At 71.3% G+C, this 15,389-nt stretch carries 13 protein-coding genes; 1 reads left to right on the top strand and 12 read right to left on the bottom strand.

What is annotated here, in order from left to right:
- Positions 1-25: 25 nt before the first annotated feature.
- The gene (locus C7H73_RS07235; protein WP_106846032.1) at positions 26-1,645 is read right to left on the bottom strand and encodes a methyl-accepting chemotaxis protein; all 1,620 of its coding nucleotides are present in this window, start codon (positions 1,643-1,645) and stop codon (positions 26-28) included.
- 191 nt (positions 1,646-1,836) lie between these two features.
- On the opposite strand from C7H73_RS07235, the gene C7H73_RS07230 reads away from it, so the two are divergent.
- Positions 1,837-2,721, top strand: a complete 885-nt coding sequence (locus tag C7H73_RS07230; RefSeq protein ID WP_106846031.1) for a ParB N-terminal domain-containing protein — start codon at positions 1,837-1,839, stop codon at positions 2,719-2,721.
- Between the two features lie 19 nt (positions 2,722-2,740).
- On the opposite strand, the gene C7H73_RS07225 is transcribed toward C7H73_RS07230, so the two are convergent.
- The 11 genes from C7H73_RS07225 to C7H73_RS07175 form a co-directional block, all read right to left on the bottom strand.
- Positions 2,741-3,403, bottom strand: a complete 663-nt coding sequence (locus tag C7H73_RS07225; RefSeq protein ID WP_106846030.1) for a nucleotidyltransferase family protein — start codon at positions 3,401-3,403, stop codon at positions 2,741-2,743.
- Positions 3,403-4,446: an XdhC family protein gene (locus C7H73_RS07220; protein ID WP_106846029.1), complete on the bottom strand. Its 1,044-nt coding sequence runs from the start codon at positions 4,444-4,446 to the stop codon at positions 3,403-3,405. Before C7H73_RS07220 ends, C7H73_RS07225 begins: the two co-directional genes overlap by 1 nt.
- A 32-nt stretch (positions 4,447-4,478) precedes the next feature.
- Positions 4,479-5,051 (bottom strand): CoxG family protein, encoded by a 573-nt coding sequence (locus C7H73_RS07215; RefSeq protein WP_106846028.1) that lies wholly within the window; start codon positions 5,049-5,051, stop codon positions 4,479-4,481.
- A 23-nt stretch (positions 5,052-5,074) separates the two neighbouring features.
- Complete coding sequence (locus C7H73_RS07210) at positions 5,075-6,298, bottom strand: vWA domain-containing protein (protein ID WP_106846027.1); 1,224 nt, start codon at positions 6,296-6,298, stop codon at positions 5,075-5,077.
- 18 nt (positions 6,299-6,316) lie between these two features.
- The gene (locus tag C7H73_RS07205) at positions 6,317-7,255 is read right to left on the bottom strand and encodes an AAA family ATPase (protein WP_106846026.1); all 939 of its coding nucleotides are present in this window, start codon (positions 7,253-7,255) and stop codon (positions 6,317-6,319) included.
- A gap of 123 nt (positions 7,256-7,378) precedes the next feature.
- Positions 7,379-8,173, bottom strand: a complete 795-nt coding sequence (locus C7H73_RS07200; RefSeq protein ID WP_106846025.1) for an FAD binding domain-containing protein — start codon at positions 8,171-8,173, stop codon at positions 7,379-7,381.
- A gap of 24 nt (positions 8,174-8,197) precedes the next feature.
- On the bottom strand, positions 8,198-10,570 hold the full coding sequence (locus C7H73_RS07195; protein WP_106846024.1) for a xanthine dehydrogenase family protein molybdopterin-binding subunit: 2,373 nt from the start codon (positions 10,568-10,570) through the stop codon (positions 8,198-8,200).
- A gap of 25 nt (positions 10,571-10,595) precedes the next feature.
- Entirely contained in the window at positions 10,596-11,069 is a 474-nt protein-coding gene (locus C7H73_RS07190) for a (2Fe-2S)-binding protein (protein WP_106846023.1), read from the bottom strand.
- A gap of 277 nt (positions 11,070-11,346) precedes the next feature.
- On the bottom strand, positions 11,347-11,982 hold the full coding sequence (locus C7H73_RS07185; RefSeq protein WP_157948327.1) for a LysE family translocator: 636 nt from the start codon (positions 11,980-11,982) through the stop codon (positions 11,347-11,349).
- Positions 11,979-14,594 carry a bifunctional aconitate hydratase 2/2-methylisocitrate dehydratase gene (acnB, locus tag C7H73_RS07180; RefSeq protein WP_106846021.1) on the bottom strand — a complete coding sequence of 872 codons (2,616 nt, stop codon included), beginning with the start codon at positions 14,592-14,594 and terminating at the stop codon, positions 11,979-11,981. The genes C7H73_RS07185 and acnB overlap by 4 nt, the downstream gene beginning before the upstream one ends.
- Positions 14,595-14,729: 135 nt before the next feature.
- Positions 14,730-15,350: a hypothetical protein gene (locus C7H73_RS07175; protein WP_106846020.1), complete on the bottom strand. Its 621-nt coding sequence runs from the start codon at positions 15,348-15,350 to the stop codon at positions 14,730-14,732.
- Positions 15,351-15,389: the final 39 nt, after the last annotated feature.

The raw sequence follows: 15,389 nt of genomic DNA, 5'->3' as shown, positions 1-15,389 counted from the left end.
AGAGCCCGAAAACACCTAAAACCCGTCAGGCCAGCTCTAGCAGGCGCCGCCGCGGCGCAGCGATGGCCGGCGCCGGCTGCAGCGCGGCGCCCGCCGGGGCCGCCCCCTGCGCTACGTGAAAGCGCTGCACCAGCGCCTGCAGCTGCTCGGACTGCTGGTGCATGCTGTGCGCGGCGGCGGCGCTTTGCTCCACCAGGGCGGCGTTTTGCAGCGTCATGCGCTCCAGGGCGCTCACGGCGTCGTTGACCTGCGCCATGCTGTCGCGCTGCTCGGCCACGCTGGTGTTGATGTCGCCCATGACGCTGCTGGCGTCGCTGATGGCACGCACCACCTCGGCCATGGTGCCGCCGGCGTTGTGCACCAGGCGGGCGCCGTCGGCGGCCCGGTCCACCGAATCCTGAATCAGCTGCTTGATCTCCCGCGCCGCCTGGGCGCTGCGCTGGGCGAGCTGGCGCACCTCGGCGGCCACCACGGCAAAGCCCCGGCCGGAGTCGCCGGCGCGGGCGGCCTCCACCGCGGCATTCAGCGCCAGGATGTTGGTCTGGAAGGCGATGGAGTCGATCACCCCGGTGATGTCGGCGATCTTCTGGCTGCGGGCGTGGATGTCGTTCATGGTGGACACCACCTCGCCCACCTCCTGCCCGCCGCGCTGGGCCACGGCGCAGGCCCGCTGCGCCAGGCCCGCCGCCTGCTGCGCGCCCTGGGCGGTGGTCTGCAAGGTCCGGGTGAGCTGCTGCATGGCGCTGGAGGCCTGCTGCAGGTGGCTGGAGGTCTGCTCGGTGCGCTCCGACAGGTCCTGGTTGCCGCTGGCGATCTCGGCGCTGGCCAGGGCGATGGCGTCGCCGCTGTCGCGCACCTCGCCGATCATGGCGCCCAGCGAGCCGCTCATGCCCTGCAGCGAGCACAGCAGCCGGCCGAACTCGTCCATGCGCGGCGCGCCCACCTGCACAGCCAGGTTGCCGGCGGCGATCTGCCCGGCCACGGCATTGGCCTGCACCAGCGAGCGGCGGATGCCGCTGATCAGCAGCCACGCGCCCACCGACACCGCCAGCAGCAACAACGCCATGTTCAGCGCCGCCCCGCGCACCACGCCCTGGCGCGCCGCACCCATCTGCGCGCGCATCTGCGCCAGCCCCTCGGCCTGGTGCCGGCCCAGGGCCTGCAGGTCGGCCAGATAGCTGGCAGCTGCCTGGCGGTACTGCGTGCGCAGCAGCTGGCGCGCCGAGTTCGTCTGGCCCTGCCCTTTCAGCGCCACGGCCTGGGCGCGCTGGGCCCGCATGACCTGGCGCAGGCCCTCCAGCGCCTGCAGGCGGCGGCGGTCCTCGTCGTCCTGCGCCGTGGCGCGCAGGGACTGGGCCAGCGTGTCGATCTCGCCAGAGGTGCGGGCGATCTGCTCGGCAAAGCCGGCCTCGTCCTGCGCGTCCTCGCCCAGCACCAGGGCCTCGGTGCGCACCGCGTTGACCTGCGACAGCGCGCTCCAGCGAGTGGCCTGCTCCAGGCGCTGCGACAGCAGCCGGTCGCGCTCCTCGTGCGTCTTCTGGTGGCGCGCGGAGTTCAGCCCCGCCAGCGCCACGATGACCACCGCGCCCAGCACGATGCCGCCCACGCCCAGCCACAGCTTCTGCGTCACGCTGATGTGCTTCATGTTCCTGCCCCACCCAAAAAAGTACGACCGTGCGGAAAACTGTATTGGAATGTAAAACCAACGCCCCTTCCATCAGGGTAAGCACCGCCCCCCAGCAGGCCTGGCGTTGAGGCGGGACAATGCACGGTTCTCTCCCGCTTGCCCCGGCAGCGGCCCGGCCACCCGCCCGCTGCCTGCCTTTTTTTCTGCCCATGACGCCTCCCACTGCCCCCGAAGACATCGTCGTCCTGCCCGAGCTGCAGGCCTATATCGATCCCCTGACCCCCGACGAAGAGGAGGCGCTGGAGCGCAGCCTGCTGGCCGAAGGCTGCCGCGACGCGCTGGTGCTGTGGGGCAACGTCCTGGTGGACGGCCACAACCGCTATCGCCTGTGCACCCGCCACGGCCTGCCCTTTCAGACGGTGCAGAACACGCGCTTTCAGAACATGGAGGACGTGCACCTGTGGATGATCGACCAGCACCTGGGCCGGCGCAGCGTGTCCGAGTTCCAGCGCGGCGTGCTGGCGCTGCGCAAGCGCGAGATCATCGCCAGCCGGCGCGCGGCTGCGGCCGCCGCGGTGGTCGCCGCCAAGGCCCAGCCCGCCGATGAAGAAGCGCCCTGGGAGGGTGAGGCCGACCCGGCCGTGGTGCGCGCCCTGGCCGCCGTGCCGCGCGTGCCCGACGACGCCCTGGACACGCGCGAGGCCCTGGCCCGCGCGGCCCGGCTGACGGCCGCGCAGGTGAAGATGATCGAGGCCATCCACCACAGCGCCACGCCCGAGGTGGTGGCCGCCGTCAAGTCGGGCGAGCTGTCGCTGAACACCGCCGCCGTGGTCGCCAGCCTGCCGCAGGACGAGCAAAAGGCCGCTGCCGCCGGCGGCGCGCAGGAGCTCAAGCAGGCCGCGCGCCGCGTGCGCGAATCCAAGAAAAAGCCCCGGTCGCAGGCGGAAGGCGGCGACGAAGCCGCCGAGGCCGCAGCCCCCGCGCCCGCCGACGCCGCGGCGCTGCAGGCCCGCATGGCCGAGCTGGAGCAGGAAAACGAACGCCTGCGCCAGCAGGTCAAGGCCCTGCAGGATCTGCTGGCCGAGCACGGCTGAGGCGCCGCCGCCGCAGCGGCTACCAGTGCAGCTGCACGCCGTGCTCGCGCTGCAGGCGCTCGACGTCGCCGGGGGTGTCAACGTCCGCCGTGCAGCGGATGTGCCCGCAGTCCAGCAGCTGCACCTGGCCGGCATGTGCGCGGCGCCACTCGCGCACGCCCTGCCCGGCCGGCGCCTGCATTACGGCCGTGCGCACGGCCTGGCCCAGCGCCAGGGGATGGCCGGGCTGGCCGGCGTGCACCGGCACGACCAGTTCAATGCCCGCGCCACGCGCCTGCCAGGCCTGCATCACGGCGCGCACGTCCTGCAATTGCAGCAGCGGCTGGTCGCCCAGCACGACCAGCACGCCGGCAAGCGGCTGCGGCAGCAGCGCCAGTCCGCAGCGCAGCGAGCCGCCGGGGCCGGCGTCCGGCTCGGGGTTGACGGCCCAGTGCAGCCGCGCGCTGCCGGGCAAGCGCCCGGCCTGGGCCTGGGCCAGCACAGGGGCCAGGCGCGGCGCGTGGTGCCCCAGGGCCACGGCGACGTGCGCCACGCCGCACTCGTGCAGCAGCCGGATCTGGCGCAGCAGCAGCGGCTCGCCCTCCCGGCGCAGCAGCGCCTTCGGCACGCCGCCCATGCGCCGCCCCGCACCCGCGGCCATGACCACGGCGCCCCAGGGGCCGCCCGTGCGGTCTGCGGCCATCAGCCCACGATGCACGACGAGCCGGCCGCCGCCAGGGCCTGGCTGTCCTTGACGTGCGCCACGTCCACCCCCGGCGGCAGCGCCACGCCGTTCTTCACGGCCAGCACCTCGGCCATGATGCTCACCGCGATCTCGGGCGGCGTCTTGCTGCCGATGTAGATGCCCACCGGGCCGCGCAGGCGCGCCAGGCTGTCCTCGGTCTGCTCCAGGTGGTCGATCATGCGCTGGCGCCGCGCCGCGTTGTTGCGCCGGCTGCCGATGGCGCCGATGTAGAAGGCCGGCGTCTGCAGCGCCTGCAGCAGCGCCATGTCGTCCAGCTTGGGGTCGTGCGTGAGGGCGACGATGCAGGTGCGCGCGTCCGGCTGCATGGCGGCCACGGTGTCGTCGGGCATGGTGGCCAGCAGCCGCGCGCCGGGCACGGCAAAGCTTGCGCGGTATTCCTCGCGCGGGTCGCAGACAGTGACGGCGAAGCCGCAAAACAGCGCCATGGTGGCCAGGTACTCGCTCATCTGGCCGGCGCCGATGATGAGCAGGCGGTACTCGGGGCCGAAGGTGTTGACCAGCTGCTCGGCGTCCACGGCCAGCTCGGCCGGCGCGTCGGCCGGCTGCAGCTGCACGTGGCCGTTTGCCAGGCGCACGCGCCGGTGCACCAGCCGGCCGCCGTCCAGGGCCTGCACCAGCTGCTGCAGCGCGCCAGCGTCGGGGTCGAACTCCAGCAGCAGCTCCAGCGTGCCGCCGCAGGGCAGGCCGAAGCGATGCGCCTCGTCGGCGCTGACGCCGTACTTGACCAGGCGCGGCGCGTGGCTGCCGCGGGGCAGCGCGTCGGCGGCCAGCGGTTGGGTGTAGCGGGCGATCAGGTCGTCCTCGATGCAGCCGCCCGAAACCGAGCCCACCACCGCCCCGTCCGCGCCCAGCGCCATGATGGAGCCCACCGGCCGGGGCGACGACCCCCATGTGCGCACGACGGTGGCCAGCAGCGCGCCCCGCCCGGCCAGGCGCCAGTCGCGCAGCGCGCGCAGCACGGTGACGTCGAGGTTTTCCATGGCGTGACTTTTCCTTCCCTTCCTTCAGGCGTTCAGGACGCGGCGGATTCGCCGTCCTGCGCCCCGCCCTCCTTGCCGCCGCCGGTCAGCGTGCCCCACATCTTTTTCAAGGTGCCGGGCTGCTCGGCCTGCGCCTCGTCCTCGGCCGGGCCGTGGCGGCGCTGCATTTCTTCCTCGAAGCGCTTGAAAAAACTCTCGGCCATGGACTTGGCCAAGCCGTCGATCAGTCGCTGCCCGACCTGGGCGATCTTGCCGCCCACGATGGCGTGCACGGTATAGGCCAGCTCGCAGCCCTCGCCTTCAGGCCCTTCAGGCGCCAGCGACACCTGGGCGCTGCCCTTGCCGAAGCCCGCCGCGCCGCCGTTGCCCTCGAAGCGCAGGGTGTAGCTGCTGGGCGGCTGCATGTCGGCCAGCTCGATGGCGCCCTTGAAGCGCGCGGCCACCGGGCCGACCTTGATGGCGTTGACCAGCGCATAGGCACCCTCGCCCGTGGCTTCGATGCTCTCGCAGCCGGGGATGCAGGCCTTGAGCACCTGCGGATCGTTCAGCGCGTCCCAGGCCTGCTGCTGCGTGACGGGGAGCTGGCGTGTGCCCTGCATGTCCATGGTGGTCTCCTTGTCTTCCGGGTCTATCTGACGAGCGCGGCGATGGCCCGGGCCAGTTGCTCCAGCCGCGTGACGTTGTGCACGGCCAGCATGCCGTCGGCCGCCCGGTGCAGCGCCTGCGCGCCCTGCGCCAGCGGCGCGTAGCCATCAAAGCGCAGCAGCGGGTTGAGCCACAGGATACGGCGCGCGTGGCGCTTGAGCCAGGCGAGCTCCTGCACCAGCGCCCCGGGCTCGCCCGTGTCCAGCCCGTCGCTGACGACCAGCACCAGCGTGCGCCGGCCCACCAGGCGCCGCGCATGCCGGGTGCGCAGCTCGGCCAGGCTGTCGCCCAGGCGCGTGCCGCCAGCGTAGTCGCGAATGCTGCGGCCGGCCTGGGCCAGCATGGCATCGGTGTCGGCCTGGGCGAAAGCGGGGGTCAGGTCGGTCAAATGGGTGCCGAAGGCAAACACGTCGCGGCGCAGCCGCGCCCGGCGCCCGCCCACGCTGACTTGCCGCGTGGCGGCGTGGAAGAACGCCAGCAGCAGCCGCGCATAGCGCTCCATGGAGCCCGACACGTCCACCAGCAGCAGCAGCGGCAGCGGTTCGCGCCGGCGCTGGCGCCGCACCAGGGCCAGCAGCTCGCCGCCGCTGCGCCCGGCAGCATGCAGGCTGCGCGGCCAGTGCACGCGCGCACCGCGGCTGCCCGTGCGCATGCGGCGCGCGGCCACGGTGGGCAGCGGCAGGGCGATGTCCCGCACCAGGCGCTCGACCAGCTGGTATTCGCTGGCGCTGAGCTGGTTGAAGTCGGCCGCCTTCAGCCGTGCCAGGGCGCTGGCGCTCATGGCGGCGTCCAGGTCCATGGCCTGGGGCGGCGCCGCCGCGGCCTGCGCCCGGGGCGGGGCCAGGGCCTCGCGCACGCGCGCTCGCTCGGGCGGCGGCGCGGCCCGGCCATCGGCGCGCGGCAGCATCTGGGCCAGCAGCTTGTGCGCCAGCTGCGGGTCGCGAAAGAAGGCGCCGAACAGCTCGCGGAACACGCCGCGGTCCTGCTCGCGGCTGACCAGCACCGCCTCCAGCGCCGCGGCCACGTCGTCCCGCCGCGCCAGGCCCGTGAGGGCCAGGGCCTGCTGCGCCAGGGCCATGCGGGCGGCGTCCACCGGCACGCCGGCGCGGCGCAGCGCGCGGCCGAAGGCGCCCAGATTGGCGGCCAGCTTGCCGCGGCGGGCGTCGCCCAGCTGGGGCACAGGGTGGCTGGGCTCAGGCGTCAGCATGCGTGCTTGCCTGGGCGCTCAGGCCGCCTGGGCTGCGGCCTGCAGCACCTGCGCGGCCAGGGCCGGGCCCAGCGCGGCCAGGTCGCCCCGCTGCTTGAACAGGATGCCGGCAGTGTCCACGACGATTTCCGGGTCCAGCACCAGCGTGTCCAGCGCCACCAGGGCGCGCGCCCATTCCAGCGTCTCGGCGATGCCCGGCGCGCGCTGAAAGTACGCGCCCTGCGGGCCGGTGCGCAGCTGCTGCACGAAGGCGGTGACCTGCTCGCTGAGCGCCTCGGGCGCCTGCGGCACCAGCGCCCGCACGATGGCCAGCTCGCGCTCGCGGTCCGGGTAGTCCAGCCAGTGGTACAGGCAGCGCCGGCGCGTGGCCTCGCTCAGGTCGCGCGTGCGGTTGCTGGTCAGCAGCGTGACGGGCGGCGTGGCGGCGCGCACCGTGCCCAGCTCGGGGATGCTGACCTGGTACTCGCCCAGGTATTCGAGCAAAAAGGCCTCGAAGGGCTCGTCGGCGCGGTCCACCTCGTCGATCAGCAGCACGGCGCCGGGCGCGGGTGCCTGCAGCGCCTGCAGCAGCGGGCGGCGCACCAGGTAGCGGGGCTGGTACAGCTCCTGCTCCAGCGCATCGGTGGGGGCCGTGCCCTCGGCGGCGCGCAGGTGCAGCAGCTGGGCCGTGTAGTTCCACTCGTACAGGGCCTCGCGCTGCTCCAGGCCGTCAAAGCACTGCAGGCGCAGCAGCTCGCGGCCCAGCACCGCCGCCAGCGCCTTGGCCAGCTCGGTCTTGCCCACGCCGGGCTCGCCCTCCAGCAGCAGCGGCCGGCCCAGGCGCAGCGCCAAGTACACCGCCGTGGCCAGGCGCCGGTCGGCAAAGTAGCCCACGCCCTGCAGCGCCGCCAGCAGCCCGTCGATGGAGTCGGTGGCGCCGGTAGTGTCGGTCGAGCCGGCTGAGGAAGCGGTGGACATGGCAGGATACGCTATCAAATGAGGAGCTGCTTGCGCTTGTGGGATGGGCGCTGGAGGCCAAAAAGACTCAAAATCTCAAATGGCCCGCGCGCCGCCCGGGGCGGGCGGCGCGCGGGCCCAGCCTCAAGCGGCTGCCTGGGCCACCGCGCGCTGGGCCATCACGCCCGCCAGGTGGGCGCGGTAGGCGGCGCTGCCGTGCAGGTCGCCAGACATGCGGGACTCGTCGGCGGGCACGCTGGCGATGGCCTGCGGCGTGAAGCTGGCGGCCAGGGCCTGCTCCATCGCCGTATGGCGGAACACGCCGTTGCCCCCGCCCGTGACGGCCACGCGCACGCTGCCGTCCGCCAGCTGCGCCACGAACACGCCGACCAGCGCGAAGCGCGAGGCGGGCTGGCGGAATTTCACGTATGCCGCGCGCCGCGGGATGGGGAAATGGATGGCGGTGATCAGCTCGCCCTCGTCCAGCGCCGTGGCGAACAGGCCCTGGAAGAAGTCGTCGGCCGCGATCTGCCGCTGCGTGGTGTGCACCGTGGCGCCCAAGCCCAGCACGGCGGCGGGGTAGTCGGCCGCAGGGTCGTTGTTGGCCACCGAGCCGCCCAGCGTGCCGCGCGCACGCACCTGGCGGTCGCCGATGCAGGCGGCCAGCTGCGCCAGGGCGGGGATGGCCCCTTGCACTTCGCTGCTCTCGGCCACCTGGTGGTGGCGCGTCATGGCGCCGATGGCCAGGGCATCGCCCTCGCGGCGGATGCCGGCCAGGTCGGCCACACCGGCCAGGTCGATGACCTGGCCCGGCGCCGCCAGGCGCAGGCGCATCGAGGGCAGCAGGGTCTGGCCGCCGGCCAGCAACTGCCCGCCGGCGCGCGCCAGGCTTTGCGCCGCGTCGCGGCTGGTCGGGCGTTCATAGGTGAAGTCGTACATCTGTGCGTTCTCCCGTTCGGTCGGTCAGGCCCTGGCGGCCTGGATGGCCTGCCACACGCGGTGCGGCGTGGCGGGCATGTCCAGGTCTGTCACGCCCAGGTCCTTGAGGGCGTCCAGCACGGCGTTCATGACGGCCGGCGGCGAGCCGATGGCCCCGGCCTCGCCGCAGCCTTTGGCGCCGATGGGGTTGTGCGTGCAGGGCGTGCACACGTGGCCCAGCGTGAACTGCGGGAAGTCCGCCGCGCGCGGCATCTGATAGTCCATGTAGCTGCCGGTGAGCAGCTGGCCACTTTCCACGTCGTACACGCCGTGCTCCAGCAGCGCCTGGCCGATGCCCTGCGCCAGCCCGCCATGCACCTGGCCCTCGACGATCATCGGGTTGACGATGACGCCGAAATCATCCACGGCGGTGAAGCGGTCCACGCGCACCACGCCGGTCTGCGGCTCCACCTCGACCTCGCAGATGTAGGTGCCTGCGGGGTAGGTGAAGTTGGTGGGGTCGTAGAAGGCGGTCTCGTTCAGGCCGGGCTCCAGCTTGTCCAGCGGGTAGTTGTGCGGCACGTAAGCGGCCAGCGACACCTGTGCGAAGGGCACTTTCTTGTCGGTGCCCTTGACGGTGAATTCGCCGTTGGCGAACTCGATGTCGGCGTCGCTTGCCTCCATCAGGTGCGCGGCGATTTTCTTGGCCTTGGCCTCGATCTTGTCCAGCGCCTTCATGATGGCCGTACCGCCCACCGACAGCGAGCGGCTGCCGTACGTGCCCATGCCAAACGGCACGCGGCCGGTATCGCCGTGCACGATGTCCACCTGCGACGGGTCCAGCCCCAGGCGGGCGGCCACCAGCTGGGCAAAGGTTGTCTCATGCCCTTGGCCGTGGCTGTGCGAGCCGGTGAACACCGTCACGCTGCCCGTGGGGTGCACGCGCACCTCGCCGGCCTCGAACAGGCCGGCGCGTGCTCCCAGCGCGCCGGCGATATTGGACGGCGCCAGGCCGCAGGCCTCGATGTAGCTGCTGTAGCCGATGCCGCGCTTGAACCCCTTGGCCTCGCTGGCCTTCCTGCGCGCCTCGAAGCCGGCCACGTCGCCCAGCTGCTGGGCCTGGTCCATGCAGGCGTGGTAGTCGCCGATGTCGTATTGCAGCGCTACCGGCGTCTGGTAGGGAAACTCGGTGATGAAGTTGCGCCTGCGGATCTCGTCCTGCGACAGGCCCAGCTCCCAGGCACAGCGGGTGACCAGGCGCTCGACCACGTAGGTCGCCTCGGGCCGGCCGGCGCCGCGGTAGGCATCGACCGGCGCCGTGCTGGTGAACCAGCCATCGACCTCGACGTAGATCTGCGCCGCCGTGTACTGCCCCGCCAGCAGCGTGCCGTACAGGATGGTGGGCACGGCCGAGGCGAAGGTGGACAGGTAGGCGCCCAGGTTGGCGTCGGTGTGCACGCGCATGGCCAGGAACTTGCCGTCCGCGTCCATCGCCATCTCGGCGTGGGTGATGTGGTCGCGCCCGTGGGCGTCGGACAGGAACGCCTCGCTGCGCTCGGCCGTCCAGCGCACGGGGCAGCCCAGCTGGCGCGTCGCCCAGGTCAGCGCCACCTCTTCGGCGTACAGAAAGATCTTGGAGCCGAAGCCGCCGCCCACGTCCGGCGCGATGACGCGCACCTTGTGCTCGGGCAGCTGCAGCACGAAGGCGGTCATCAAGAGGCGCGCCACGTGCGGGTTCTGGCTGGTGGTGTAGAGCACGTACTCGTCGCTGGCGCGGTTGTAGCTGGCGTTGGCGGCGCGCGGCTCGATGGCGTTGGGGATCAGCCGGTTGTTGACCAGGTCGATCTTGGTCACGTGCGCGGCGCCGGCAAAGACTGCGTCCACCGCGGCCTTGTCGCCCAGCGTCCACTGGTAGCAGTGGTTGTCGGGGGCCTCCGCGTGCAGCGCGGGGCCGTCCTTGGCGCGGCGCATGTCGATGACGGGGGCCAGCACGTCGTAGTCCACCTCTACCGCCTCGGCGGCGTCCTTGGCCTGCTGCAGCGTGTCGGCCACCACCATGGCGACGTGGTCGCCCACGTAGCGCACCTTGTCGATGGCCAGCACCGGGTGCAGGGGCTCCTTCATGGGCGAGCCATCGGGGTTGCTGATCAGCCAGCCGCAGGGCAGCCCGCCCATCTTCCCCTCCAGGTCGCGGCCCGTGAAGATGCGCGCCACGCCCGGCATGACGGCTGCTGCGGCGGTGTCCACGCTGCGGATGGCGGCGTGCGCATGCGGCGAGCGCACGAACACCGCCACCTTCTGGTGCGGCTGCTGGATGTCGTCGGTGTAGTTGCCCACGCCGGTCAGAAAGCGCGCGTCTTCCTTGCGCTTCAAGGGTTCGCCGATATGCGGCAGCTTGGCAAAGTCGCTGGCACCCATGTGTGTCTCCTGGTGGCGCGCGTTTTCAGGCGGCGATGGTTGGCTGCTGCTGCGCCGTCTGCACGGCGCGCACGATGTTCTGGTAGCCCGTGCAGCGGCACAGGTTGCCGTCCAGCTGCTCGCGGATCTCGGCCTCGCCGGCCTGCGGGTGGCGCGCCAGCAGGTCCACCGTGCTCATGACCATGCCGGGCGTGCAAAAGCCGCACTGCAGGCCGTGGCACTCCTTGAAGGCAGCCTGCACCGGGTGCAGCGTGCCGTCGGGCTGCGCCAGGCCCTCGATGGTGGTGATCTCGGCGCCCTGCATCTGCAGCGCCAGCGCATTGCACGACTTGATGGCGCGACCATCGGCCAGCACGGTGCAGGCGCCGCACTGGGCGGTGTCGCAGCCCACGTGCGTACCCGTCAGGCGAAGCTGCTCGCGCAGCAGCTGCACCAGCAGCATGTTGGGCGGCACGTCCACGCTGACGGCCTGTCCGTTGACCTTGAGCTCAAGCTTCATCGCACGCTTCTCCTTGTCGTTGGTCGCAATCGGTGGGTAGCCGTTGCATTCTTGAGACAGGGGGCGCGAACGTAGCTAGGTAAAACCCTCGACGGGGCATTCACGGGCCGCAGGCCTCGCCCGGGCCGGCGCTGGCGTCATCCACCCCAGAAGCCGGGCAGCCGCTGGCCAAATGGCTCAGATCGAGGCTCGGGTGGTGGAGGGCCCTCCGTGGCATCGCCGCGCAGCGCAGCGCAGCCAACCCGGCGCGCCGCGCCGGGTGCAAAAAGGGGCTGCTTCAGCCCCCTGCCAGCAGCTCGTAGGCGGCGTGCCCGAAGCCGCCCAGGCCGATCAACAGCAGCAGTACGGCCGACGCCAGCAGCAGCCGGCGCTCACGCGCCGGGCTGACCACGCGGCGCACCGCAAAGGCCAGCAGGCCCAGCGTGGCGAAGTCCAGCACGATCCACAGCCCGGTCAGCAGCCCGATGCTCTGGTCCGGCGTGGGCAGCACGGCGATGAACTGCGGCAGGAAGGAGGCGAAGAACACGATGTCCTTCGGATTGGAGATCGCCAGCGTGAAGCCGCGCACGAAGCCTGCACGCGCAGGCGTCTGCGCCGTGGCTCCCGCGGGCGCCGCGCCGCGCGCGTCGCGCACCATGGCAAGGGCGATCCAGGCGATGTAGAGGCAGCCCAGCAGGCGCACCAGCGCGAAGACACGCTCGTCCACGACCAGCAGCCCCTTGATCAACAGGGCCGAGATACCGATCAGGATCAGCGAGGCGGCGTTGCTGCCACAGATCGTCAGGAACGCATGCCGCATCCCGCCCGCCAGGCCGGCGCGCAGCACCAGCAGCGTCACCGGTCCGGGTGTCACGAGCAGCGACACCACGGACGTGGCGTACAGCGCCACCAGCCCCAGGTCCAGGCCCGTCACACAGCGGCGGCGGCCGGCGCTCCCCTGGCGACTTCGGCGTATTCCTCGATCTGGTCGAAGTTCATGTAGCGATAGACGCTGTCCTTGTCGGCATCGATCACGCCCATCTCGGCCAGGTACTCCTCCTTGGTGGGCAGCCGGCCCAGGCGCGAGGCGATGGCAGCCAGCTCGGCCGAGCCCAGGAACACGTTGGTGTTCTTGCCCAGGCGATTGGGGAAGTTGCGGGTGGAGGTGGAGATCACCGTCGCGCCTTCGCGCACCTGCGCCTGGTTGCCCATGCACAGCGAGCAGCCGGGCATCTCGGTGCGCGCGCCGGCGGTGCCGAACGCCGCGTAGTGGCCTTCCTTGATCAGCTCGGCCTCGTCCATCTTGGTGGGCGGGGCCACCCACAGCTTGACGGGGATGTCGCGCTGGCCGCCCAGCAGCTTGGCGGCTGCGCGGAAGTGGCCGATGTTGGTCATGCACGAGCCGATGAAGGCTTCGTCGATCTTGGTGCCGGCCACTTCGGACAGGAACTTGGCGTCATCCGGGTCGTTGGGGCAGCAGACGATGGGCTCGGTGATGTCGCTCATGTCGATCTCGATCACGGCGGCGTACTCGGCGTCCTTGTCGGCTTCCAGCAGCTGCGGATCGGCCAGCCACTGCTCCACTTTTTCGATGCGGCGCGCCAGCGTCTTCGCGTCCTGGTAGCCCTCGGCGATCATGTTTTTCATGAGCACGATGTTGGACTTCAGGTACTCGATGACCGGTTCCTTGTCCAGCTTGATCGTGCAGCCGGCGGCCGAGCGCTCGGCCGAGGCGTCGGACAGCTCGAAGGCTTGCTCCACCTTGAGCTGGGGCAGGCCTTCGATCTCCAGGATCTTGCCCGAGAAGATGTTCGTCTTGCCGGCCTTGGCGACCGTCAGCAGGCCGGCCTTGATGGCGTACAGGGGAATGGCATGCACCAGGTCGCGCAGCGTCACGCCGGGCTGCATCTCGCCCTTGAAACGCACCAGCACCGATTCGGGCATGTCCAGCGGCATCACGCCCGTGGCGGCGCCGAAGGCCACCAGGCCGGAGCCGGCGGGGAAGCTGATGCCGATGGGAAAGCGCGTGTGCGAGTCGCCGCCGGTGCCCACGGTGTCGGGCAGCAGCAGGCGGTTCAGCCAGCTGTGGATCACGCCATCGCCCGGGCGCAGGGCCACGCCGCCGCGGTTGCTGATGAACGCGGGCAGCTCGCGGTGCGTCTTCACGTCCACGGGCTTGGGGTAGGCGGCGGTGTGGCAGAAGGACTGCATCACCATGTCGGCCGAAAAGCCCAGGCAGGCCAGGTCTTTGAGCTCGTCGCGCGTCATGGGGCCGGTCGTGTCCTGGCTGCCCACGGTGGTCATGCGCGGCTCGCAGTAGGTGCCGGGGCGCACGCCCTGGCCTTGCGGCAGGCCGACGGCGCGGCCGACCATCTTCTGCGCCAGCGTGAAGCCGGCCCTGGACTCGGCGGGCGGCTGGGGCAGGCGGAAGGCGGTCGATGCCGGCAGGCCCAGCGCCTCGCGGGCCTTGGCCGTGAGCGAGCGGCCGATGATCAGGTTGATGCGGCCGCCGGCGCGCACCTCGTCCAGCAGCACGTCGCTCTTGAGCGCGAAGTCGGCAATCTTCTCGCCGTTCTTCTCGATGCGGCCGTCATAGGGATAGATGTCCACCACGTCGCCCATGTCCATCTTGGACACATCGACCTCGATGGGCAGCGCGCCCGAGTCTTCCTGGGTGTTGAAGAAGATGGGAGCGATCTTGCCGCCGAGCGTGACGCCGCCAAAGCGCTTGTTGGGCACGAAGGGGATGTCCGCGCCCGTGGCCCAGATCACGCTGTTGGTGGCCGACTTGCGGCTGGAGCCGGTGCCCACCACGTCGCCCACATAGGCCACCAGGTGGCCCTTGGCCTTCAGGTCCTCGATGAACTGCATGGGGCCGCGCTTGCCGTCTTCCTCGGGCTGGAAGGCGGCGCCCTCGCGGGTGTTCTTAAGCATCGCCAGGTAGTGCAGCGGGATGTCGGGGCGGCTCCAGGCGTCGGGCGCGGGCGACAGGTCGTCGGTGTTGGTCTCACCGGGCACCTTGAACACGGTGACGGTGATCTTCTTCTCGACCTCGGGGCGCGAAGTGAACCACTCGGCGTCGGCCCAGCTCTGCATCACTTCCTTGGCCTTGGCATTGCCGGCCTTGGCCTTGACTGCCACGTCGTTGAAGAAGTCGAACATCAGGAGCGTCTTCTTCAGCGCCTCGGCGGCCACGCCAGCGACTTCCGCGTCCTCCAGCAGCTCGATCAGCGGATGCACGTTGTAGCCGCCCACCATGGTGCCCAGCAGCTCGGTGGCCTTGGCGCGCGAGACCAGGCCGACCTGGACGTCGCCGTGGGCCACGGCGGCCAGGAAGGAGGCCTTGACCTTGGCGGCGTCGTCCACGCCCGGCGGCACGCGGTGCGTGAGCAGGTCGAGCAAGAAGGCGTCCTCGCCCTGCACTTCAGGGCTTTGCGGGTTCTTGATCAGCTCGATCAGCTCGGCCGTCTGCTTGGCGTCCAGCGGCAGCGGGGGGATGCCGAGCGCGGCGCGCTCTGCCACGTGGTCGCGGTAGGCTTTCAACATGTCTTCGTTCTCCGGGGGATGATGGACAGGGTTTTCGTTCGGGGGTGTCCGGGCGCAGGCAAGGCTGGCACGCCGCCGCTGTACGCGGCGCGCCGGCCGGGGGGCTGCCCGGTCAGGGTCGGGGCGGGAGGCCGCTCAGCGGCTGCCTTCGGGCTTGTCGATCAGGCTGGGCGGCGGGTTCTTCTTGAAGCCTTCGGCGACGTCGAACTGCTGCGGGCTCATGCACTCGTCGGCCAGGCGCTGGCCGAGCTTTTGGTTCATGAGCATGGACTTGTTGGCGATCTGCAGCCACACGGCGCCGGCGCGCACGTCCTCCAGGCGCACCGCGCCGGTGGACGTGGCCACGGGCGTCATGCGGTACTTGAAGCCCTTGCCTTCGACGTTGAAGTGACCTGGCGCCTGGCCATCGGCCTCGATGCTCACGAAGGCGCCCAGCTCGCAGGCAATGCGGCCGGTGTGCACGCGCTCGGCAATGGCCAGCTCCTCGGGCGTGAGGGCGGCCTCGGCCGCGGCCAGGCCCGATGCGACCTGCTTGGCGCCGTTGTGCAGCTGCTGGCGGCTGCTGGGCGGGGTGGCCTTGGCCACGGCGGCCGGCTTGGCAGCGGGCTTGGCCGCAGGCTTGGCGGCGGCCGCCTTGGGCGCGCTGGCCTTCTTGGCCTCGGCCTTGGCGGCTGCGGGCTTCGCGGGCGCGGCAGTCTGCGACCAGGCCCATGCGGGCGCCAGCACGATGAGGGCGGAAGCGATCAGGGTCTTCATGGTGATTCCTGCGGCAAGACGATGGTGGGCGGCGATCCG

Origin of the sequence: Pulveribacter suum, from assembly GCF_003013695.1 — a bacterium.
In the GTDB taxonomy this organism is placed as follows: Bacteria; Pseudomonadota; Gammaproteobacteria; order Burkholderiales; family Burkholderiaceae_C; genus Melaminivora; species Melaminivora suum.
This window is presented reverse-complemented; position numbering and strand designations above follow the sequence as displayed.